General features: G+C 72.4%; 17 protein-coding genes. 14 read left to right on the top strand and 3 right to left on the bottom strand.

Annotation, left to right across the window (positions count from 1 at the left end; genetic code table 11):
- The first annotated feature begins 34 nt into the window (after positions 1-34).
- Positions 35-838: an exodeoxyribonuclease III gene (locus ACIF83_RS16740; protein WP_399727471.1), complete on the top strand. Its 804-nt coding sequence runs from the start codon at positions 35-37 to the stop codon at positions 836-838.
- A gap of 9 nt (positions 839-847) precedes the next feature.
- Here ACIF83_RS16740 and ACIF83_RS16735 read toward each other — a convergent pair whose 3' ends face one another.
- Positions 848-1468, bottom strand: coding sequence for a MerR family transcriptional regulator (locus ACIF83_RS16735; protein ID WP_393472695.1), 621 nt, complete (start codon positions 1466-1468; stop codon positions 848-850).
- A 223-nt stretch (positions 1469-1691) separates the two neighbouring features.
- On the opposite strand from ACIF83_RS16735, the gene ACIF83_RS16730 reads away from it, so the two are divergent.
- From ACIF83_RS16730 to ACIF83_RS16715, 4 genes are all read left to right on the top strand, one after another.
- Positions 1692-3275, top strand: coding sequence for a flavin-containing monooxygenase (locus tag ACIF83_RS16730; protein ID WP_399727468.1), 1584 nt, complete (start codon positions 1692-1694; stop codon positions 3273-3275).
- The gene (locus ACIF83_RS16725; protein ID WP_399727465.1) at positions 3272-4228 is read left to right on the top strand and encodes an alpha/beta fold hydrolase; all 957 of its coding nucleotides are present in this window, start codon (positions 3272-3274) and stop codon (positions 4226-4228) included. The genes ACIF83_RS16730 and ACIF83_RS16725 overlap by 4 nt, the downstream gene beginning before the upstream one ends.
- Positions 4225-5109: an SDR family oxidoreductase gene (locus tag ACIF83_RS16720; protein WP_393471826.1), complete on the top strand. Its 885-nt coding sequence runs from the start codon at positions 4225-4227 to the stop codon at positions 5107-5109. Before ACIF83_RS16725 ends, ACIF83_RS16720 begins: the two co-directional genes overlap by 4 nt.
- A 94-nt stretch (positions 5110-5203) precedes the next feature.
- A complete protein-coding gene (locus ACIF83_RS16715) occupies positions 5204-5419 on the top strand; it encodes a hypothetical protein (protein WP_393471823.1) in 216 nt (71 codons plus the stop codon).
- 115 nt (positions 5420-5534) lie between these two features.
- On the opposite strand, the gene ACIF83_RS16710 is transcribed toward ACIF83_RS16715, so the two are convergent.
- Positions 5535-8900, bottom strand: a complete 3366-nt coding sequence (locus ACIF83_RS16710; protein ID WP_399727461.1) for a S41 family peptidase — start codon at positions 8898-8900, stop codon at positions 5535-5537.
- A gap of 167 nt (positions 8901-9067) precedes the next feature.
- On the opposite strand from ACIF83_RS16710, the gene ACIF83_RS16705 reads away from it, so the two are divergent.
- The 5 genes from ACIF83_RS16705 to ACIF83_RS16685 all read left to right on the top strand — a co-directional run bounded on the left by ACIF83_RS16705 (position 9068) and on the right by ACIF83_RS16685 (position 14052).
- A complete protein-coding gene (locus ACIF83_RS16705; protein ID WP_393471818.1) occupies positions 9068-9715 on the top strand; it encodes a TetR/AcrR family transcriptional regulator in 648 nt (215 codons plus the stop codon).
- Positions 9716-9858: 143 nt separating this feature from the next.
- Positions 9859-12078, top strand: coding sequence for an MMPL family transporter (locus tag ACIF83_RS16700; RefSeq protein WP_393471815.1), 2220 nt, complete (start codon positions 9859-9861; stop codon positions 12076-12078).
- Between the two features lie 183 nt (positions 12079-12261).
- The gene (locus ACIF83_RS16695) at positions 12262-12636 is read left to right on the top strand and encodes a hypothetical protein (protein ID WP_399727457.1); all 375 of its coding nucleotides are present in this window, start codon (positions 12262-12264) and stop codon (positions 12634-12636) included.
- A 58-nt stretch (positions 12637-12694) separates the two neighbouring features.
- Positions 12695-13210, top strand: coding sequence for a YbaK/EbsC family protein (locus ACIF83_RS16690; protein WP_399727454.1), 516 nt, complete (start codon positions 12695-12697; stop codon positions 13208-13210).
- Entirely contained in the window at positions 13207-14052 is an 846-nt protein-coding gene (locus ACIF83_RS16685) for an EamA family transporter (RefSeq protein WP_399727451.1), read from the top strand. The genes ACIF83_RS16690 and ACIF83_RS16685 overlap by 4 nt, the downstream gene beginning before the upstream one ends.
- Before the next feature lie 151 nt (positions 14053-14203).
- Here the strand turns inward: ACIF83_RS16685 and ACIF83_RS16680 are convergent, their stop codons facing one another.
- The gene (locus tag ACIF83_RS16680; RefSeq protein WP_393471806.1) at positions 14204-15553 is read right to left on the bottom strand and encodes a hydrolytic protein; all 1350 of its coding nucleotides are present in this window, start codon (positions 15551-15553) and stop codon (positions 14204-14206) included.
- A gap of 244 nt (positions 15554-15797) precedes the next feature.
- Between ACIF83_RS16680 and ACIF83_RS16675 the strand changes: the two genes are divergently transcribed.
- From ACIF83_RS16675 to ACIF83_RS16660, 4 genes are all read left to right on the top strand, one after another.
- On the top strand, positions 15798-16478 hold the full coding sequence (locus tag ACIF83_RS16675) for a LuxR C-terminal-related transcriptional regulator (RefSeq protein ID WP_393471804.1): 681 nt from the start codon (positions 15798-15800) through the stop codon (positions 16476-16478).
- 195 nt (positions 16479-16673) lie between these two features.
- A complete protein-coding gene (locus ACIF83_RS16670; RefSeq protein ID WP_399727447.1) occupies positions 16674-19823 on the top strand; it encodes a hypothetical protein in 3150 nt (1049 codons plus the stop codon).
- On the top strand, positions 19820-20527 hold the full coding sequence (locus ACIF83_RS16665) for a DUF4255 domain-containing protein (protein WP_393471799.1): 708 nt from the start codon (positions 19820-19822) through the stop codon (positions 20525-20527). Before ACIF83_RS16670 ends, ACIF83_RS16665 begins: the two co-directional genes overlap by 4 nt.
- On the top strand, positions 20524-22788 hold the full coding sequence (locus ACIF83_RS16660; RefSeq protein WP_399727443.1) for an AAA family ATPase: 2265 nt from the start codon (positions 20524-20526) through the stop codon (positions 22786-22788). The genes ACIF83_RS16665 and ACIF83_RS16660 overlap by 4 nt, the downstream gene beginning before the upstream one ends.
- The last annotated feature ends 47 nt before the right edge of the window (positions 22789-22835 follow it).

The following is a 22835-nucleotide window of genomic DNA, read 5'->3' as shown; positions in this document are numbered from 1 at the left end:
CGGACCACGACCAGTGTGCCGGTATCGTGCCCTGGTGCTGACTGTGACCTCGGTGAACGTGAACGGGCTGCGGGCCGCTGCCAAGAAGGGCTTCGTGGAGTGGCTCGCCCAGACCTCCGCGGACGTCGTCTGCCTGCAGGAGGTGCGCGCCGAGCCGCACCAGCTGCCGGAGGAGGTCCGGCAGCCCGACGGCTGGCACGTCGTGCACGCCCCGGCGGCGGTCAAGGGGCGCGCGGGCGTCTCCCTGTACACGCGGCGCGAGCCCGACCGTGTCCGGGTCGGCTTCGGGTCGGCCGAGTTCGACGGCAGCGGGCGCTACGTCGAGGCCGACCTGCCCGGTGTGACCGTCGCCTCGCTCTATCTGCCCTCCGGTGAGGTCGGCACCGAGCGTCAGGACGAGAAGATCCGCTTCATGGGCGAGTTCCTCGTCCACCTCAAGGAGCTGCGCGAGCGGGCCGCCGCCGACGGGCGCCAGGTGGTCGTCTGCGGCGACTGGAACATCGCCCACCAGCAGACCGACCTCAAGAACTGGCGCGGCAACACCAAGAACTCGGGCTTCCTGCCCGAGGAGCGGGAGTGGCTCGGCCAGGTGCTCGCCGCGGAGGACGGTGGCTACGTCGACGTCGTACGCGCCCTGCACCCGGACGTCGAGGGGCCGTACACCTGGTGGTCGTACCGGGGGCGGGCCTTCGACAACGACTCGGGATGGCGCATCGACTACCACATGGCCACCCCGGGGCTCGCGGCCAAGGCTGTCAAGGGGTTCGTGGAGCGCGCGGCCACGCACGCCGAGCGGTGGTCCGACCATGCGCCGGTGACCGTCGTGTACGACCTGTAGGGGCGCCGCTCAGTCCCGTTTGTTGAGCCGCCGGTCCAGCGCCAGGGACAGTTCCGCCTCCACGACGCTCCGGGCGAGCGGGCGCAGGCGGTGCAGGTCCTCCTCGGGGGCGTGGCGCAGGATCAGGTCACGGAAGAGTTCGGCGAGGGCGTCGGCGTGTTCGCGGACGCGTTTGCCGGCCGCCAGGACCTCGGAGAGGGGTATGCCCTCGCGGACCAGGGCCGAGGAGACGTCCAGCAGGCGCCGGCTGATGTGGACGATCTCGTCGCCGTCGGTGCCCAGGTAGCCCAGCTCCATGGCGGCGGCGAGGTTCTCGGGGGTGACCTCTCCCTCGAAGCGGGCGGCGAGTTCCTCGGGGGTGAGGTGGACCGGCTCCTCCTCGGTGGGGGTGCCGACGCCGAGCAGGTCGGCGACGTCGCGGCCCTGGTCGAGGGCCTCCGCGAGTTCCGCGATGCCGTTGAGGGTGTGGCCGCGCTCCAGCAGCGCCGAGATCGTGCGCAGGCGGGCCAGGTGGTGGTCGTCGTACCAGGCGATACGGCCCTCGCGGCGGGGTGGCGGGATCAGCTTGCGCTCGCGGTAGAAGCGCAGCGTGCGCACGGTGATGCCGGCCAGGCGGGCCAGCTCCTCCATGCGGTACTCGCGCGGTGCGCCGACCTTGCCGCTGCCCTGCTCGTCCTTGCGTTCGCCGTCGTCTGCCACGTCCGAAGCCTATGTTGTACCGCCGGTACCCGCGGCGGAGCAGCTGATGCAACTGCCCTTCTCCGCCCCCTACCGCTCGGTACGGAGCTGCTCTACAGTCCCATTGCGCCAGTGTTCACTGGCAGAGTCCAAGGCGATGCGTGGAGGCTTCGGGATGGCCGAGCACGAGCATGTACGAGTGGCGGTGATCGGGTCCGGGTTCGGCGGACTGGGAGCCGCTGTGCGGCTGCGCCGCGAGGGGATCACCGACTTCGTCGTCCTGGAGCGGGCCGACAGCGTCGGCGGCACCTGGCGGGACAACAGCTACCCCGGGTGCGCCTGCGACGTCCCCTCCCACCTGTACTCCTTCTCCTTCGCGCCCAACCCGGACTGGCCGCGCACCTTCTCCGGGCAGCGGCACATCCGCGCCTACCTGGAGCACGTCACCGACGTCTACGGACTGCGCCCGCACATCCGCTTCGACTCCGAGGTGAAGCTGATGACCTGGGACGGCGGGCGGCTGTGCTGGGAGATCGAGACGACCCGGGGGACGCTGACCGCCGACGTCGTCGTCTCCGCCACCGGGCCGCTGTCCGACCCGAAGACTCCGCGGATCCCGGGGCTCGACTCCTTCCCCGGCAAGGTGTTCCACTCGGCCCGCTGGGACCACGACCACGACCTGAGCGGCAAGCGCGTCGCCGTGGTCGGCACCGGCGCCTCCGCCATCCAGATCGTGCCCGCCATCCAGCGCCAGGTGGGCCGGCTCACCCTCTTCCAGCGCACTCCGCCCTGGGTGATGCCCCGTGTGGACCGCGCCATCAGCGGCGCCGAGCGCCGACTGCACCGGGCGCTGCCCTTCACCACCCAGCTGCGGCGCGGGCTGCTGTGGGGGCTCCGGGAGCTGCAGGTGCAGGCGTTCACCAAGCATCCCGACGAACTCGGCCTGGTCGAACAGCTCGCCAAGCGCAACATGGCCCGCGCCATCAAGGACCCGGCCCTGCGCGCCAAGCTCACCCCGGACTACCGCATCGGCTGCAAGCGGATCCTGCTGTCCAGCGCGTACTACCCGGCGCTCGCCCAGCCGAATGTGGACGTCGTCGCGAGCGGGCTCACCGAGATCCGCGGGTCGACCGTGATCGCCGCCGACGGCACCGAGGCCGAGGTCGACGTGATCATCTTCGGTACGGGCTTCCACGTCACGGACATGCCCATCGCCGAGCGCGTGGTCGGCGCGGAGGGCGGCACGCTCGCGGAGTCCTGGAAGAACGGCATGCAGGCGCTGCGCGGTGCCTCGGCCGCCGGGTTCCCGAACTGGATGACGATCATCGGGCCCAACACCGGGCTCGGGAACTCCTCCATGATCCTCATGATCGAGTCCCAGCTGAACTACATGGCCGACTACCTGCGCCAGCTCGACGTCCTCGGCGGCCGCACCGCCCTCGACGCCCGGCCCGCGGCCGTCGACGACTGGAACCACAAGGTCCAGGAGCGCATGAAGCGGACCGTCTGGAACACCGGCGGCTGCACCAGCTGGTACCTCGACCCGAGCGGCCGCAACACCACCATCTGGCCCGGTACGACGACCGAGTTCCGGCGTGCGACCCGACGGGTGGACCTGGCGGAGTACGAGGTGATCCGGAAGGCGGAGGCGGTCCGGACGACAGAGGTGGTCCGGAAGGCCGAGGAGGAGCCGAAGGCGGCGCCCGCCGAGAAGAAGGCCGTGAAGAAGGCCGAGAAGAAGAGCGAGGCCGCCGCATGAGCCGTCTCACCTCCGTGACCTCCGGCCCCTACGCCCCGCCCGCCCCCGCCCGCACCCTCACCGTGGTCTCCGCCGACGGCGCACGGCTGCACGTCGAGGTCCACGGGCCCGAAGGCGCGCCGCCTGTCGTCCTCTCCCACGGCTGGACCTGCTCGACCGCGTTCTGGGCGGCGCAGATAAGGGAGTTGGCGGCCGACCACCGGGTGATCGCGTACGACCAGCGGGGGCACGGGCGCAGTCCCGCGAGCTCCGCGTGCACCACCGACGCCCTGGCGGACGACCTCGAAGCGGTGCTCGCGCAGACGCTTGAGCCCGGGGAGAGGGCCGTGGTCGTCGGCCACTCCATGGGCGGGATGACGGTCATGGCCGCCTCCGCGCGCCCCCGCTTCCGCGAACACGCCGCCGCCGTACTGCTGTGCAGCACCGGCAGCTCGCGGCTGGTCGCGGAGTCGCGGGTGGTGCCGCTGCGTGCCGGGCGCGTGCGCACCTGGATCACCGGGCACATTCTCGGTTCGCGAGCCCCGCTCGGACCTGTCACGCCCGTCGCGAAGCGCATCCTCAAGTACGCCACCATGGGCGCCGGTTCCGCCCCGCACATGGTGGAGGCGTGCGCCCGGATCGTGCACGCCTGCCCGCGCGCCGTGCGCCACGCCTGGGCCGCCGTGCTCTCGGCGCTCGACCTCGACCGCGGCGTACGGGAGTTGCATGTGCCCACCGAGGTGGTGCACGGCGCATCCGACCGGCTGACGCCCCCCGTGCACGCTCGCGCCCTGGTGGCCTCGCTGCCCCGGTGCATCGGCCTCACCGAACTCCCCGGTGTCGGTCACATGACCCCGATCGAGGCCCCGGAGCTGATGACCGGCAAGATCCGGGAACTCGTCACCACGTACGTCAAGGGGAACACCCCCGAGTCCCACCCCACCCCCGCGCAGCAGATCAAGGAGGGCGCATGAGCAGGGTCAGTCTCGAAGGGCAGGTCGCCGTCGTCACGGGAGCGGCGCGCGGCGTCGGCGAGCTGCTCGCGCGCAAGCTGTCCGCGCGCGGTGCCAAGGTGGCGCTCGTCGGACTGGAGGAGGAGGCCCTCAAGGAGGTCTCGGAGCGGCTGCACAGCGACAGTGCGCACTGGTACGCCGACGTCACCGACCACGAGACGATGAGCCGGGTGGCGCAGGAGGTCAAGGAGCGGTTCGGCAAGGTCGACATCGTCGTGGCCAACGCCGGTGTGGCGACCGGCGGGCCCTTCGCCGACTCCGATCCGCAGGCCTGGCGGCGCGTGATCGAGGTGAACCTGATCGGTTCGGCGGTGACGGCCCGGGCCTTCCTGCCGGTGCTCACCGAGAGCCGCGGCTACCTGCTGCAGATCGCCTCGCTCGCCGCGATGACCCCGGCGCCGATGATGACGGCGTACTGCGCCTCCAAGTCGGGCGTGGAGGCGTACGCGCACAGTCTGCGCGCCGAGGTCGGTCACCAGGGCGTGCGCGTCGGCGTCGGGTACCTGTCCTGGACCGACACCGACATGGTGCGCGGGGCCGACCAGGACGACGTCATGCGGGAGCTGAGGCAGCGGCTGCCGTGGCCGTCGAACAAGACGTACCCCCTGGGCCCGGCGGTGGACCGGATCGTCGCCGGTATCGAGCGGCGCTCGGCGCACGTGTACGGGCAGTGGTGGCTGCGCGGCATGCAGGGCGTGCGCGGATATCTGCCGGCGCTCATCGGCACCGTCGGCCAGCGCGAGATGCGGCGGTTCGCGCCCCGTCTGCAAGGGATGAGTTCCGGGCTCGTCGGCGCAGGTGGGGCGGCCGACGAGGCAGCGAGGGCTACGCACCGTAACTGATCGACGTGCGCTCCGTGTCCACCCGTGTGAATCTGGTCGAGGCCCCTCCAAGGGGTCACCCCCCCACCCACACCCACCACGGGAGTGAACCCACATGGGTATGAAGGACAAGTCCAACAAGCTCGGTCAGGCCAAGGAGAAGGCTGGTCAGCAGGGCCAGCCGCAGCAGGGTCAGCAGCAGCGCGGCCAGCAGCAGCGCGGTCAGCAGCCGCAGCGCGGCCAGCAGCAGCGTGGCCAGCAGTCCGAGCGACACATCCCGGACACTGACCAGGAGATGAGGGACCGGCTCGACCAGGACTACGACGCCTAGTCGTCACCCTCGACTTCACCCCTGAGGCGGGGTGCCCGGTGATCGCCGGGCACCCCGCTTCGTCGTTCCGGGGCCCCGCTCCCGTCCCGGGCCCTGCTCTCGCTAGGGCGCAGCGCTAGGGCGCAGTCCGGGGCGGCAGCTTCGGCCTCGACCGGTCCGGTACGTCGCTGTAGTCCGGGGGAACCGCCGCGGGGTTGGTGTCCAGCAGCTCCACGGCCAGTTGCACGGCGTCGTCGAGCTGGGCGTGCCGGCCCTCGGCCCAGTCCAGCGGGGTGCGCAGGATCTCCAGGTCGGGGGCGACGCCGTGGTTCTCCACGGACCAGCCGTAGGCGTCGAACCAGGCGGCGTTCATCGGGACCGTGATCACCGTGCCGTCGCCGAGGCGGTGCCGGCCGGTCATGCCGACGACTCCGCCCCAGGTGCGCTGCCCCACGACCGGACCGAGTTTCAGGAGTTTGAAGGCGGCGGTGATCATGTCGCCGTCGGACGAGGTCGCCTCGTCCGCCAGGGCCACCACCGGCCCCCGGGGCGCGTTCGAGGTGTACGACACCGGTTGCGCGTTCCGGGTCAGGTCCCAGCCCAGGATCGTCCGGGTGAGCTTCTCGATGACGAGTTCGCTGATGTGCCCGCCGGCGTTGCCGCGCACGTCCACGATCAGCGCGGGCCGGGACACCTCCATGCGCAGGTCCCGGTTGAACTGGGCCCAGCCGGAGCCGCCCATGTCCGGGATGTGCAGGTAGCCGCACTTGCCGCCGCTCAACTCCCGTACGACCTCACGGCGCTTGGTGACCCAGTCCTGGTAGCGCAGCGGCCGTTCGTCGACGAGCGGGACGACGGCGACCCGCCGGGCGGCGCCGATCTCGCCCTCCGCCGGATCGGAGGGGCCCGAAGGGCCTTCCTCGGACGGGTGGTGGGCGACGGGTTGGGCGAAGGTCAGCTCCACGGTCGTGCCGCCCGAGCCCGCGAGCAGCGGATACGGTCCCGCCACCGGATCGACCGGGCGGCCGTCCACATGGGTCAGGACGGCGCCCTCGTGGATGCCGGTCCCGGCCAGCGGCGAGCGGGCCTTGGAGTCGGACGAGTCGCCGGGCAGGATCCGCTTGACCGTCCAGCCTCCGTCCCGGCGTACGAGGTTGGCGCCGAGCAGGCCCTGCCAGCGCTGGTAGTGGGGCGGGCCCTCGTTGCGCCGGGCGGCGGTCACGTAGGCGTGCGACGTGCCCAGTTCGCCGAGGACCTCGCGCAGCAGGTCGGCGAACTCGTCGGGGGAGGCGACCCGTTCGACGAGCGGCCGGTACTGGGCGAGCACGGCGTCCCAGTCGATGCCGCTCATGCCCGGGTCCCAGAAGTAGGAGCGGATGAGACGGCCGGCCTCCTCGTAGGACTGGCGCCATTCGGCGGCCGGGTCGACCTCGTGCAGGATGCGGCGCAGGTCGATCCACACGGTCGTGTCGCTGTCGCCGGACTCGGTCGACGGCACCGCCCGCAGATCGCCCTCGTCGACCACCACGAGCCGGGTCCCGTCCCCGCTCACCGCGAACCAGTCGAGATGGTCGACGAGTTCGGACTTCTTCGCCTTGGTGATGTTGAAGTACTCCAGCGTCGGCCGTCCGCTGATGTCGGCCGGGTTGACGAAGGTCTCGCCGAGCGCGCCGGAGATGGGCCAGCGCAGCCAGACCAGGCCGCCGCCCGCGACCGGGTGCAGCGCCGAGTACTTGGAGGCGATGACCGGGAACGGCGTCACCCGGTTCTCCAGGCCCTCCACTTCCACGGTCACCGTGCCGGCCTCGCCGGTCTCCTCGTCCTCGACGGGGTCGAGCCCGCCCGCCGCCGGTCGGCCCTCGGGGTTCAGGGCGAACGGGGACGGGGTCGCGGAGGACAGCGGGACCAGGTACGGGCGGCAGCCCAGCGGGAAGGAAAGGTCGCCGGTGTGGACGTCGTACACCGGGTCGAAGCCGCGCCAGGAGAGGAAGGCGAGGTAACGGCCGTCGCGGGTGAAGACGGGGTTCTCGTCCTCGAAACGGCCGTTGGTGACGTCCACGATCAGCCGGTCCTTGATGCGGGCCAGCTTGATCTGCCGCAGCGAGCGGCCGATGCCCGGCTGCGACCAGGCGAGCCAGGATCCGTCCGGGGAGAAGGCGAGGTCGCGGACGGGCCCGTTGATGGAGCGAATCAGCTCGGCGACCTGCCCGTCCGAGCCCTCGGCGCCGTCCCCGTCGGCCGTCTCCGGTTCCTCCGCCCCCTCTACTCCCTGCGCGCCCTCCGCCACGTCGATCAGCAGCAACCGGCCGTCGTGCGAAGCGATCGCCAGCCGCTCGCCCAGCGGGTCGGACGCCAGCTCCAGCACCCGGCCCAGCTCGCCCGAGGCCAGTCGGCGCGGGGCGCGGTCGCCGCTGGCGCGGGGGAGGTGGGCGATCTCGATGGCGTCGTCGCCCTCGGCGTCCGTCACGTACGCCACCTGCCCGGTCGAGCCGAGCATCTCCGGCAGCCGGACCCGCACGCCGGGCGTGTCCGTGATCGTGCGCGCGGGACCGTCCCGGTGCGTGAGCCAGTGCAGGCTGCCGCGCACGACGACGGCGCTGGCCCGCCCGGTCTCGTCCACCGAGATGCCGTCCACGTGCTGTGCGGCCGGCACCTGGTAACTGCGGCGTCCCGCGCGCGGGCCGCTCAGCCGGATGTCGAGCTTGTGCGGTACGGCGTTCGGGGCGAGGTCGTCCACCAGCCACAGGTCGCCCGCGCACTGGTAGACCACCCGGGTGCCGTCGCTGGCGGCGTTGCGGGCGTAGAAGGCGTCGTGGTCGGTGTGGCGGCGCAGGTCGGAGCCGTCGTGGGCACAGGAGTAGAGGTTGCCGACGCCCTCGTGGTCGGAGAGGAAGGCGATCCGGCCGCCGACGAACATGGGGGAGGCCAGATGCCCGCCGATTCCCTCCAGCAGCCGCTGTCCGTGCAGCCACAGCCGGCCCATGGCGCCGCCCCGGTACCGCTTCCAGGAGGCCGGTTCGTGCGGCGGGGTGCCGGTGAGCAGCAGGGTCATGTGCACGTCGTCGATGTCGGCGACCTGGATGTCGGAGACCGGGCCCCAGGGCAGCTTGCGGCCCGGGTCGCCGTCCGTGGGCACCTTGTAGGCCCAGGTGTAGTAGGAGAAGGGCTGGCCGTGGGAGGCGACGGCGAGGATGTCACGGTGGCCGTCCGCGTCGGGCGGTGTCCAGCCGCAGACCTGCGTGTCGACGCTGCCCCAATAGGTCAGCTGCCGCGCGGGTCCGCCGTCGACGCCGACGAGATGGATCTCGGGCATGAGGCTGCGCCAGCTCGTGTAGGCGATCTGGCGGCCGTCGGGGGAGAAGCGGGGATGGCCGGCCTTGGTGCGGTCCACGGTGAGCCGCCAGGCGCGGCCGGGGGAGTCGAGGGGGGCCAGCCACAGGTCGTCCTCGGCCACGAAGCACAGCAGGTCGCCGTTGAGGTGGGGAAGGCGCAGATAGCTCACCTCCCCATGCTTTTCCGGGGGCGGAGGCCCAGCAACTTGTGGGAAAGCGGCAGGCGTGACCCAGCACACGTACGAAACTGTTTCGTTTCGCTTGTCGCTGCGCTACATTCGTCACGTACGAAACCGTGTCGTTCGGAGCGGGCAACCGCGTCGGGAAGGTGAGAGACATGGCTGAGGCATCCAAGGGCGCGGCGCCGGCCGCTCCGGTGGAGCCGGTGCTCGCACCGGGGCGTCGCAGTCGGATCACGCCCGAACGCGAGGCCGAGCTGTACGAGGCCGTGCTCGAACTGCTCCGCGAAGTCGGCTACGACGCCCTCACCATGGACGCCGTGGCCGCCCGCACCCGGTCCAGCAAGGCGACGCTCTACCGCCAGTGGGGCGGCAAGGCCGAGCTGGTGGCGAAGGCGGTGCGGCACAACAAGCCGGGCGGCTTCGGTCTCGAAGAGATCGACACCGGGTCGCTCAAGGGCGACCTGCACGCCCTGACGATGCGTTCGGACGACTGCGAGATGGAGCAGAACTCCGCGCTGATGCGCGGTCTGGCCATGGCGATCCATGGCAACCCGGACCTCCTGCGGGCGTTCCGGGACCATCTGATCGAGCCGGAGATGGCCCAGTTCCGCGATGTGCTGCAGCGGGCGATCGACCGGGGCGAGGTCCGTGCGGACAACCCGGCGATCGAGTTCGTGATGCACATGATGATCGGCGGGTTCGCCGCCCGCACGATGATCGACGAAAAGCCGCCGACGCAGGCCTTCCTCATCTCGTACATCGACGCCGTGGTCCTCCCCGCCCTCGGCGCCACCGCCGGCTGAACCCGTCGGCCGAGCCCCTCGGCCGAACCCACCGGCCGAACCCTCTCCCCAGCAAAGCCCACCACCTGACGTCACCGCTCACGTCGTCGGGCTGATCACCCCTGCCCAGATGAACCCCACGACCTGACCGGGAGTACGCCCTCGTGGCCACGTTCCTCTACAAGATCGGCCGGCTCGCCTTCAGGCGACGGCACTTCGTCGCCCTCATATGGGTCGCGCTGCTCACCCTCGCCGGGGTGGGCGCCGCCTCCGCGCCGGCCGCCGGCAACTCCTCCTTCTCGATCCCCGGTACGGAGGCCCAGAAGGCCTTCGACCTGCTGGAACAGCGCTTCCCCGGGATGAGCGCCGACGGCGCGACCGCCCGGGTCGTCTTCAAGGCGCCGCATGGCGAGAAGATGACGGACGCCGGCAACAAGGCGGCCGTCAAGAAGACGGTGAAGGAGCTGCAGAGCGGCTCCGAGGTCGTCTCCGTCGCCGACCCGTACGTCGGGCACGCCGTCAGCAAGGACGGCACGATCGCCTACGCCTCGGTGAAGTACAAGGTCTCCGGCATGGAGCTGGAGGACTCCTCGCGCGACGCGCTGAAGGAGGCCGCCCAGGACGCGCGGGACGCCGGGCTCACGGTCGAGATCGGCGGTGACGCGCTGCAGACGACGCCCGAGACCGGCTCCAGCGAGGTCATCGGCCTCGCGGTCGCCGCGGTCGTCCTCGTCATCACCTTCGGCTCGCTGCTCGCCGCCGGATTCCCGCTGCTGACCGCGATCATCGGTGTCGGCATCGGCGTCTCCACGATCACGGCGCTGGCGAACGCCCTGGACCTGGGCACCACCACCTCCACCCTGGCGTCGATGATCGGTCTCGCGGTCGGCATCGACTACGCCCTCTTCATCGTCTCCCGCTACCGCTCCGAACTGGCCGAGGGCCGCGAGCGCGAGGAGGCGGCCGGTCGGGCCGTCGGCACGGCGGGCTCGGCGGTGGTCTTCGCCGGCCTGACCGTCGTCATCGCCCTGGTGGGCCTGTCCGTGGTCAACATCCCGATGCTGACCAAGATGGGTGTCGCGGCCGCCGGCACGGTCGCCATCGCGGTCCTCATCGCCCTCACCCTGATCCCGGCGCTGCTCGGCTACGCGGGCCGCAGGATCAAGCCGGCCGGCGAGAAGAGCAAGCTGCTCGGCGGCGGCCGCAAGGCCAGGCAGGCGGACCGCCCCAACATGGGCACCCGCTGGGCGAGCTTCGTCGTACGGCGCCCGGTGGCCGTCCTGCTGCTCGGTGTGATCGGCCTCGGCGCGGCGGCGGTCCCGGCCGCCTCCCTCGAACTGGGCCTGCCGGACGACGGCTCCCAGCCGGTCTCCACCACCCAGCGCCGCGCCTACGACCTCCTGTCCGACGGCTTCGGACCGGGCTTCAACGGCCCGCTGATGGTCGTGGTCGACGCCAAGGGCAGTGACGACCCGAAGACGGCCTTCACCAAGGTCGGCGACGAGATCAAGGGCTTGAAGGACGTCGTCACGGTCACCCCGGCCGCGCCCAACAAGGCGGGCGACACCGCGACGATCACCGTCATCCCGGACTCCAAGCCGTCCTCGACCACCACCGAGGACCTGGTGCACGCCATCCGTGGCAAGGGCGCGGACATCACCTCCGCGACCGACGCGAAGGTGCTGGTCACCGGCTCCACGGCGATGAACATCGACGTCTCGCAGCGGCTGAACGACGCCCTGCTGCCGTACCTCGCCCTCGTGGTCGGCCTGGCCTTCCTGCTGCTGATCGTGGTCTTCCGCTCGATCCTCGTCCCGCTGAAGGCGGCCCTCGGTTTCCTGCTCAGCGTGATGGCCGCCCTCGGCGCCGTCGTCGCGGTCTTCCAGTGGGGCTGGCTGTCGGGCCTGATGAACGTCGAGGAGACCGGCCCGGTCATGTCGATGATGCCGATCTTCATGGTCGGCGTGGTCTTCGGTCTCGCCATGGACTACGAGGTGTTCCTCGTGACCCGCATGCGGGAGGCGTACGTCCACGGGGAGAAGCCCGCCCAGGCCGTCGTGACCGGCTTCAAGCACGGCGCACGGGTCGTGACGGCCGCCGCGATCATCATGATCGCCGTCTTCTCCGGCTTCATCGGCTCCAGCGAGTCGATGGTCAAGATGATCGGCTTCGGTCTCGCCGTCGCCGTCTTCTTCGACGCGTTCATCGTCCGCATGGCCATCGTCCCGGCGGTGCTCGCACTGCTCGGCAAGAAGGCCTGGTGGCTGCCGAAGTGGCTGGACCGCGCCCTGCCCAACGTCGATGTCGAGGGCGAGGGCCTGCGCACGGCCGAGGAGCGCAGGGACGCCGACCCCGACGGGGAACGGGAGCTGGTACGCGTCTGACGTACCGCCGATGAAGGACCGCCGGTGAGGGATCCGTGGGGACGGGGCGCCCTCACCGGCTTCTTTTGTGACTCAGACGGGCGCGGGGCGGATGAGTACCGGCTGAGTACCCGTGCCCATGCCGCACCGGCGGCCCCGAGGGGAAGATCGTGGTCGTCCGCACAGGCACGAAAGGAACCGCCGGTGAATCCCCAGACGTACGCGAACCTGTACGGCCCCGCGCAGCCGGCGCAGCCGCAGCGCCGGGGCGAGACCGTGGTGGGCCTGCTGGCCGCCCTGCTCTGGATGCTCACCCTCGCCTCGGTCGGCTGGCTGACGTTCCTCGTGGGCATGGTGGCACTGTGGGGCCTGGCGGACGGCGCGTCCTGGGCGGAGACCCGGGCCTTCGCCCTCCCGTACGCCCTGACCGTCGCCGGCGCCGCGGCGGCCCTGCTCGCGCTGGCCTTCGCCCCCGGCGTCCGCCGCCTCACCCCGCTCACCCGCCTGCTCCTGCTGGGTGCCCTCGCCTTCCCGGTGCCGACGGGCCTGGCCCTGTGGACATGGGTCCGGGTCGGCTGACGCGGGCGCACGGAAAACCCCGTGAGCGCTGCTCGGGCGATGTCGTAGCGTGCCCACCATGACGACGACAGCCGCCACTGACGCCGAAGAGTCCGGAGCCCACCCCCGTTTCGCCGAAGCCCTGCGCGCGCTCGGGCTGGAGGATCTCCTCGCCCGTACCCGCCGGTTCCCGGAGGCCACCCGCACCGCCGCCGAGGCCGCCGCTGCGATCGGGTGCGAGCTGAGCCGGATCTGCAAGTCGCTGGTCTTCGCGGCGGACGGGGTACCGGTGCTGGTGCTCATGGACGGGGCCTCGCGGGTGGACGTGGAGCGGGTGCGGGAGGTGCTGAGGGCCGGGAAGGTCACCCGGGCCGACGCCGACGTCGTACGCGAGACCACGGGGTACGCCATCGGTGGCGTACCGCCCTTCGGGCACCGCACCCGCACCCGGGTCCTCGCCGACCGCTCGCTGCTCGCGCACGACGTGGTGTGGGCGGCGGCCGGGACACCGCACACGGTCTTCCCGATCGAGCCGAAGGCGCTCGTGGCCCACGCCGGTGCCGACCTGGTGGACGTCCGCGAGCAGACCGCGTGACGCCGCTGGTCACCGCGGCGGTGCTGCTCGCCGCGGTCACCCACGCCAGCTGGAACGCCATCGCGCACCGCATCACCGACAAACTGGTCGGGTTCACGCTGATCTCCGGCGGCGGCATGCTCATCGGGCTCGCGGCGGCGCCGTTCGTGGCGTTTCCGGCGGGGCCGGCCTGGCCGTACCTGTTCGCCTCCGCGGGCGTGCACATCGCCTACTACGCGCTGCTGATGACGTCGTTCCGGCTGGGCGACTTCGGGCAGACGTACCCGATCGCGCGCGGCAGCGCACCGCTGGTGGTGACCGTGCTGGCGGCGGTGTTCGCGCACGAGGTGCCCGGCGCGTGGGCGGCGGCCGGGATCGTCGTGTCGTGCGTCGGGCTCACCGGTGTCAGCCTGTGGGGGCTGCGCGGCCGCCGGCCCAACTGGGGCGCGATCGGAGCCGCCCTGGCGACCGGTCTGACCATCGCCGCGTACACGGTGATCGACGGCCTGGGCGTACGCGCCTCGCACGCACCGCTCGGCTACATCGCCTGGCTGATGGCCGTTCAGGGTGTCTTCGTCCCCGCGTACATGTACGCGCGCGTGCGCGGTGACACGGTCCGGCAGCTACGGCCGTACGCCTTCCTCGGACTCCTCGGCGCCGCCCTGTCCGTCGCCGCCTACGCCCTCGTCCTGTGGGCCCAGACCCGCGCCGCCCTCGCCCCCATCGCCGCCCTGCGCGAGTCCTCGATCATCGTGGGCGCGGCCATCGGCGCCCTGTTCTTCAAGGAGCGTTTCGGCGCACCGCGGATCGCGGCGGCGGGTCTGCTGGTCGTGGGGATCGGGCTGATGCTGCACGCGGGGTAGCGAGCGCCCCGTCAGGCCGCAGCGACCTGTTCCTTTCGGTAAGGGTGTGGTTTTTGGTCCCGGATTGCCGATTTCCGGCCGGAACAAAATCCAACCCTTTACATAAGCCGTCGGTAACGATCGACAATGGCCCGGAATCGGAAGGCCCGGTTCATTCCCGGGTACGGCTGAGCACTCCGCTGACGTTGAGGACCTCGTGGCACCCCTGTGCCTGACGGCCGGTGGCCGGTGTACCCGGCTTCGCGCACGTCACGTTGATGGTCACGGTGTCGTTCGCGGGGATCTTGATGGGGGTCACCCAGTGGTAGTCCTGGTTCCGGAAGGTCTCCAGCGCGATCGTGGTGATCTTGCGCTCGCCGAACGTGATCGTCAGCACCCCCTCGTCGCCCTGGAAGTTGGCGACGACGATGTCCGTGACCCCGAAGACGCTGTCCTTGGGCACCTTGTAGGTACCGGTCCTGGTCTGCCCGCCGGACGTCTTCAGATCGATGGTCGCCGAGCTCTGCCGGCCGCCGCCGGAGGCGCCGTCACCGCCCGAGCCGCCGTCACCCGAGGTGCCGTCACCGCCGGTTCCGGACGGCGCCCCCGACGCCTTGCCGCCGGGCTTGTTGTTCGCACCGGTGCCCGGAGAGTCCCCGGCACCCCGGTCCGCGGCGGGCGTGGGACGGGGCTGGACCGCTTCGTGGGCCGCTTCCTTGGCGGCGCTGCGCACCGCCGGACGGACCAGCGTGAACCAGGCGAGCAGCAGAGCGAGCAGCGCGGCGAGCAGCGCGAGCAGCCACTTCGGGAAGATGGGTATCTGGACGAACTCCGCGTCCAGCGGCGCCCGTACGGCGGGCTCGTCCCGCCTGGCCTCCGCCCCCTCCTCCTGGTCCCCGGTCTCGGCGGTGTCCACGGTGAACGGCCACACCACGGGATTGCCGAACCACACCGGCTTGGCCGTGCGGACCCGCAGCACGACCTCCGTCGACTCACCGGGCTCCAGCTTCGGCTCCGCCGGGGTGAAGGCGAACCCCAGCTCCTCGCCGGCCTGGCCGGGCGTGAAACGAACCTGCACCGGGGTGTTGCCCTGGTTGCGCACGGCCAGCCGGTAGCGGCCGCGCAGCCAGCCGCGCCGGCGGCGCGGGGCCAGCTCGGTCTGCAGCTCGTGGAACTCCCCGACATGCACGGTGGTTTCGAGGACCCGCACCGACTCGGGGTGTTCCGTCGGCAGCACCCGCACGCCGAGCGGCTTGTCGCCGGCCCGGATCTCCGGGGAGCGCGGCGGCGTCAGACGGATCGTCACCGTCTCGGACGTGCCGGGATACAGCGAGACACGCGCGGGTTCCACCGTGGTCCAGGGGGCGCAGTCCCCGACGACCTCCAGGCTGTACGCCTCGACGATGTCGCTGTCGTTGCGCACGGTCAGGGTGGTGGTGGCGATGTCACCCGGCATCACCGTCACGGCCGGGATGTCGAGGCCGGGCGCACCGGGTCCGGAAGAGGCTGCGGAAGGCGTCACGCCAGCACGGTAGGAGAGCGCTCCGGAGCGCGGCGAGGAACGCGAGGGCAACACCCGGGCAGTCGCGGTGCCCGGGAAGTCAGATCGAACGCCTTTGTGACAGCGGGTCGTTGATGTGGCGCGCCGCCTCCCGGGCGCCGCCCTCGCGTGGTCGCCTCGATTCGCACTTCTTACCCCCACGAACTCATGAAGCAGGTACACCATGTCCCGTGTTGAGGAGAACGGCCCTGTTATGTCCGACGCCATGTCACATGCTGCCGCTCGGATCGACTCGACCCAACGGACCTCCCGCCCAGCTCGCCCGAACCGGGTGACCGTGGCCCTCTACGCCGCCGATCCCGTCCTGCGCATCGGCGTCGTCCAGCAGCTGCGCCAGCGCCCCGAGGTCGACCTGGTGGACGAGATGGATGCGGACCGGGCCCAGGTGTCCCTGGTGGTCGTGGACAGCGTCGACGACGACGTCGCCGCCCTGCTCAACCGGCTGCGGCACAACAACGCCACGCACACGGGTCTCGTGGTCGGCACCCTCGGGGCCGGCGGCCTGCAACGCGTCATCGAGTGCGGCGTAGCGGCGGTGCTGCGCCGCGCCGAGGCCGATCAGGACCAGCTCCTCCGCCTGGTCCTGGCGCTGGCCAACGGCGAGGGAATGCTGCCCGGCGACCTGCTCGGCAAGCTGCTCTCCCACGTCGGCAGCCTGCAGCGTTCGGCGCTCGACCACGGGAGCCTGTCCCTGTCCACCCTGACGACGCGCGAGGCGGACATGCTGCGCCTGGTGTCGGAGGGTCTGGACACCGCGGAGATAGCCCGCAAGACCGCGTACTCCGAACGAACCGTCAAGAACGTCCTGCACGAGATCATCACCCGGCTGCAACTGCGCAACCGGGCCCACGCGGTCGGTTATGCGCTGCGCAACGGGCTGATCTGACGGACGGCGCCGTCGGGCCGGGCCGGGGGCCGGTCGGACGGCCGGCCCGGCGACGGCCGGGAACCCGGCACTGCCCGAAAGCGCACCGCGTGCTTCCCCCGGATACGGCCCCGCCGCCCTGCCGCGCCGCGCACGGCCGGTGCAGGGTGGCGGGGGCACATCCGGATGCCGCACCACACTGCGAAGGGGACCGCGATGGAAACCGCTGGCTCCGGCGGGCGGTACCGCCTGGGGAGACTCGGCTCGGCATTGCTGCTGCTCGTCCCGCTGCTCGGGGTCGCCGCGGCCGCCGGGCCGGGCAGCGCCGAACCCCGGGCGAGGCCGGCCGACGCCGCGGCCACCCGGGTCGCGTACGCCGGTACCCGGCACCGCAGTCTCGGCCGGGTCGCCACCACCACCTCCAGCACACCGCTGTTCGGCGCCGGCCCGGCCCACAACGACGTCCAGCCGTCCGCCCTCGGCGACCAGATGGTCTTCGCCAGCCGTCGCGACGAGAAGAAGCCGCAGATCTACCTGCGGTCCGCCGACGGTTCGGTACGCCGGCTCACCAGGGGCATGGACGCGGCACACCCCCGGCTGACGCCGGACGGCCGGGCCGTGGTGTTCGACTCGGCCCAGCCCGGCGGCCCGGGCGGCAAAACGCAGCGCGACCTGTGGCTGGTGCGCACCGACGGCACCGGCCTGACCCGGCTGACCGACACGCCCGCCGACGAGGAGTGCCCGACGGTGTCCCCGGACGGGCAGCGCCTGGCGTACTCCAGCGACGGCGACCCGGCGGCCGGCCGGCAGATCTACGTCCGGCCCCTGAACGGTGGCAATGTCACCCGGGTCACCGACCCGGCGAACGGCACGGCCACCGAACCGGCGTGGAACCCGGTGAACGACGACGAGAACCGGAACTGGATCGCGTACACCGCCACGACCACCGTCGACGGGCAGTCCGTGCCCCGGCTGCGGGTGACGAACGCGGACGGCACCGGTGACGAGCCGCTCCTCGGGGGCGCGCGGGCACAGTGGCGTGCCCACGGGGCAGCGTGGCTGCCCGACGGGGACGGTGTGCTGTTCCTGAGCCCGGAAATCACCTGTGAGTGCGAGGGCGACTGGGACCACGTGTTCCGGGCGACCGCCCACGCCGACCAGGTCCCCAAGCTGGAGCTCAACGAGAACCGCGAGGTCCTCTCGCCCACCTGGCTCGGCCCGCTGAACGGCGGCGGTGTGGTCGTGGAGCGCACCTCGGCGGCCACCCCGCACGCGGTGACCCTGCAGGACATCCGGATGGACGGGGCCGACCCCCGCGACCTGGGGCTGACGATCCTCGACGAGGACCCGGCGGCCGACACCAACACCGATCCCGCCAAGGACCCGCTGTTCCAGCCCGCGGCCGGGTACGACCCGTGGACCGAGCGGCAGAACTACACGCCCGACGGCCGCCGGATCGTCGTCACCCGCTTCGAGAACGACGCCGACGGCCGGCGGATCGAGCGGATCTGGATGACGGACGCCGACGGCTCCCACGCGGCCCCCCTGCCGCTGGCGGGACGCGGGGCGAACGACTGGGACACCGACCCGACGTTCTCCCCGGACGGCAAGTACCTCGCCTTCACCCGGACTTCGCCGGGCGGTGTCGGCGACGCCGCCGGACCCAGCCGCATCCTGATCGCGGAGGTCGCCACCGGCGCGATCACCGGCGCGATCACCCCGCCGGCCGGGCAGCTCCAGGGCCAGGACGCCCAGCCCACCTGGTCCTCCGACGGCACCACCCTGGCCTTCACCCGCAACATGGAGATCAACGGGGGCGGCGGCAACAAGCACATCTGGACCGTGCCCGTGCACAGCCTGTCCCGGCAGCGCGACCTGAGCGCCACGATCTGCCCGGGCAGCTGCGAGGTCATCGACGACAGCCCGGCGTTCTCCCCGGACGGTCTCGGCATCGCCTTCAACCGCAAGAACGGCGCCGGCCGGATCGACGAGCGGAACGGCATCCTCCTGACGTCGCTGTCGGGCGACGACTGCCGGGTGCTGCTGCCCACCGCCGCCCGCGGCCTGCCCGGCGCCTGCGGCCGGGAACTGCCGCAGAACACCGGCCCATTCCAGCCCCGGGACGCCGCCTGGACGGCCGACGGCAAGGGGCTGGTGATCAGCGCCCGCCCCGGTCGTCCGGTCGACACCCCCGAGAAACTCAAGCTCCTGGACATCGCGTCCGGCAAGCTCACGAAGCTCACGACCGAGCTCCCGGGCCGGCAGAAGGAACCCAGCGTCCAGCAGTCCGTGGACCTCGCTGTCAAGGCGCCCGGCACCGTCCCGGAGGTGACCGTCGGCGACTCCACCACGGTCCGCGTCGACGTCGTGAACAACGGCCCCGCCGCCTCCCCCGGCACCCGGCTGACCGTCGCCCCGCCGTCCGGCGTGCGCGTCACCCGGATCACCTGGTCCGGGGGCACCTGCGACGCCGCCTCCCTCCAGTGCGACGTCGGCGTGGTGCCGCCCGGCACGACCGTTCCGGTGGACGTCACCCTCACCGGGGTCACCGCCGGCGACGCGCCCGTCGACTGGTCGGTCACCGGCACGGTCCTGGATCCGCGGCCCAGCGACAACGCGGGCCGGACCGTGGTGCCGGTGCGCGAGGCCACGCCGCCCCCGACCCCCACTCCGACCCCGACGCCGCCGCCCACCGTGCCGCCGAAGCCGCAGGAGCCCAAGGCCGGGCCCGGGGTGCGCGTCACGGCCCAGCCGAACCCCGGCTACGTCGGCGGGCGCGTGGTCGTGACGTACACGGTGCGCAACGGCCGCAACGCGCTGGCGACCGGTCTGCGGCTGCACATCGGCCTGCCCGAGGGCATCCCGAACAGCGGGCCGCCGGAGGGCTGCGACCGCTCCTGGGTGTGCGCGCTGGCGGACCTGACGCCGGGCGCGAGCACCGTCGTACGCGTCGTGCTCAGCCCCGACAAGGCGCTGACCGGCCGTGTCACCGGCGTCCTCACCACCACCGGGACGGACGCCGACAAGAGCGACAACACCGCACGGCAGCGGCTGCGCATCCTGCAGCCGCGCATCGTCGCGGTCCCGGACATCGGCAAGCCCGGGTTCGTCACCTCGGTGCGCGGCAAAGACTTCCCGCCGGGCGTGCCGGTGCGGTTCACCTGGAAGCCGGGGATCACCGCGGCGGCGGCGCCGACCGTTCCGAAGCCGGACGGCACGTTCATCGGCCAGCTGCTCATCCTCGCCAAGGACCAGACGGGCCCGCGCATCATCACCGCCAGGGGCCCCGGGTTCTCACCGGTGACCACCGACTTCCTGGTGGTCAGCGGCAGCGTGCAGCCGCCCGACGAGGTGACCCGCCGGTGATCCACGAGGTCGACGAGGGGCTGCGCCGCCTGCTCGGCGAGTCGGGCCTGGAGGCATCGGGCGTCGACGTGGTCTTCGACGCCCCCACCCGGGACTGGGCGTCGCGCCGCAGCGCCCCGACGGTGTGCGTCTTCCTGTACCACATCCGCGAGGACGCCACCCGGCGCGGCAGCGGCGCCGGAGAGGTGTACGACGAGGACGGGTACCTCGTGGCGCGGCGCAGCCCGCCGCGCTGGTTCGAGCTGACGTACCTGGTCACGGCGTGGGCGAACCGCCCGCAGGACGAACACCGGCTGCTCTCGCAGGTGCTCACCCGTCTGGTGGCCCACGACACGCTTCCCGCGCGGCTGCTCACCGGCACGCTCGCCGAACTCGGCCTGACCGTGGGGCTGGACACCGCCGGGGCCGCGCTCGACGCACCGGCCGCCTCCGACGTGTGGTCGGCACTCGGCGGGGAGATGAAGGCCTCCCTCGGGGTTCGGGTGCGGGCACCGCTCGCCGGTGTGACCACGGCCGCCGCACCACCGGTCACCGAAGGCCTGGTCGTCCGTTCCGCGGCCGGGCGCGAGGGCGAAGCCGTGACGTCCGGGCGCCGGCTGCGCTACACGGAGCTCGACGATCCTGGCCCGGAGGGCTTCACCGGCCCGCGTGAACGGCCGCCCGCCCCCGCCCGACGCCGCCGCAGGGGAGACCGCCAGCCATGACGCACACCGCCGAAGACGTCGCGGACGCCCGAGCCGAAAGCGAGGCCGAGGTGGCCGGCCCCTCCGGCACCGAAGCCGACGTGGCTGCCCGAAGCGCTGTCCGACTCGGCGCCGAGGCCGTCCCGGACGACTTGGAGCACACCGCCGAACCTGCGACGGCCGCCCGAACGGACGTCCGCCCCGATGCCGAAGCCGTCCTTGCCGACGTGGACCACCTGTGGACGCGGCTTCGCGTGGTCGAGGAGCGCGTGCGGCACGCGGTGGCGGCCCGCCGGGCCGGCGACCCCGACCCCGACGACCCGTACCGGGGCCAGTACCTCACCCCCGAGGCGGCGGCCCGCATCCTGGACGAGCCGGGCGGTCTCGACGTACCCGCGCACGAGCCGAGGCAGTCGCCCGCCGGTTCCGTCCTCGACGGCCTCGCCCGGCGGTTCGGGCTGTCCCCGCTCGACCTGGACCTGCTCCTGGTCGCGCTGGCACCCGACCTCGACGCACGGTTCGAGCGGCTCTACGGCTACCTCAACGACGACCTGACACGACGGCGCCCCACCGTCGGGCTCGCCCTGGAACTGTGCGGGCTCGCCGGGGCGGCGTCCGCCCGGTTCCGGCTCGCTCCGGGCGCCCCGCTGATCGCGGGGGGTCTGGTGGAGGTCACCGAGCCCGAACGGCCGCCACTGTCAAGGGGGTTGGCGGTCTCCGATCGGGTCACCGGGCATCTGCTGGGCAGTGCTCGGCCCGATGCCCGGCTCGCCGGGATGCTCGGCGAGGCCCGCGTGGACCCGACCGCCGAGGCGGCCGACGTCCACCGCACGGCGGCCGCGGCCGGCACCGGCGTCGGCCTCGTCCATCTGCGCAGCCGGGGCGGCGATGCGGCGGGTCTCGCCGTCGCCGCCCTGCGCGCGGCCGGGCTGCAACCGCTCGTCCTGGACGCGGCGGCCCTCGCCCGGCGCTCGGCCGACGTACCGGAACTCGCCCGGATCGCCGCCCTCGAAGCCCGCCTCACCGGCGCCGGAGTCGTCCTCGGCCCCCTGGAGGCGCTCCCCGGGGAACCCGCCGAACGGGCCGGCACACTGGGGGCGTTGTGCGCGACGCTGCGGGGGATCCCCCTGATCACACACGGCACGGTCGGCTGGGCCCCGGAGTGGGCAGCCGACACCCCCGTCGCCCTGACCGTGCCGGCGCCTTCGCCCGAACGGCAGGCCGCGCGCTGGCGGCACGCCCTCGAAGGGGCGGCCGACAACATCTCGGGTGACGACCTCGCGACCGGTGACGTGGAAGCGCTCGCCGAGGCGGTCGCCGCGCACCGCCTGGACTCCGGGCAGTTGCACCGCGCTGCCGACGTGGCGGTGCGCACGGCCGCCCTCGCGGGGCGTCCGGTCCGCCCCGACGACCTGCGCACGGCCGTACGGGCCCAGAACGGCGCGGGGCTCGAGCGGCTCGCCCGCCGGGTGGAGCCGGGCGTCGGCTGGGACGACCTGGTGCTGCCGCCGGCCACCCACCGGCGGCTGCGCGAACTCGCGCTGCGCGCCCGCCACCGCGAGCAGGTGCTCGGGCAGTGGGGGATGCGGCCCGGCGGCGGCCGGGGACGCGGCGTGATCGCGCTCTTCGCAGGGGAGTCGGGCACCGGCAAGACCATGTCCGCCGAGGTCGTCGCCGCCGAGCTGGGCATGGACCTGTACGTGGTCGACCTGTCCACAGTTGTGGACAAGTACGTGGGGGAGACCGAGAAGAACCTGGAGCGGATCTTCACCGAGGCGTCGGCGGTCAACGCGGTGCTGCTCTTCGACGAGGCCGACGCCATCTTCGGCAAGCGCTCGGAGGTGAAGGACGCGCACGACCGGCACGCCAACATCGAGTCGGCGTACCTGCTGCAGCGCATGGAGTCCTTCGACGGGATCGCGGTGCTGACCACCAACCTGCGGGCCAACCTCGACGAGGCGTTCACCCGACGGCTGGACGTGGTCGCCGACTTCCCGGTGCCCGACTCCGGCCAGCGCCTCGCCCTGTGGGAGCGCTGCCTGGGCGACCGGCTGCCCCGCGCCGAGGACCTGGACCTCGCCTTCTGCGCCGACCGCTTCGAACTCGCCGGCGGCTCCATCCGCGCCTGCGCGGTGACCGCGGCCTACCTCGCGGCCGAGTCCGGAAGCCCGCTCACCATGCGGCAACTGGTGACGGCGGTCGCGCAGGAGTACCGCAAGCTGGGACGGCTGGTTCTGGAGGGCGAGTTCGGGCCCTACCTGGCGGACGTCTTCGACGCCTGAGACGCGGGCGGCGCGGCCCGCGGACGACGCAACCGTTTTTCCCCCCG

This window comes from Streptomyces sp. NPDC085866 (assembly GCF_044541035.1).
GTDB lineage: Bacteria > Actinomycetota > Actinomycetes > Streptomycetales > Streptomycetaceae > Streptomyces.
The sequence above is the reverse complement of the archived record's forward strand: the minus strand, read 5'-3'. Positions and strand labels throughout refer to the sequence as shown.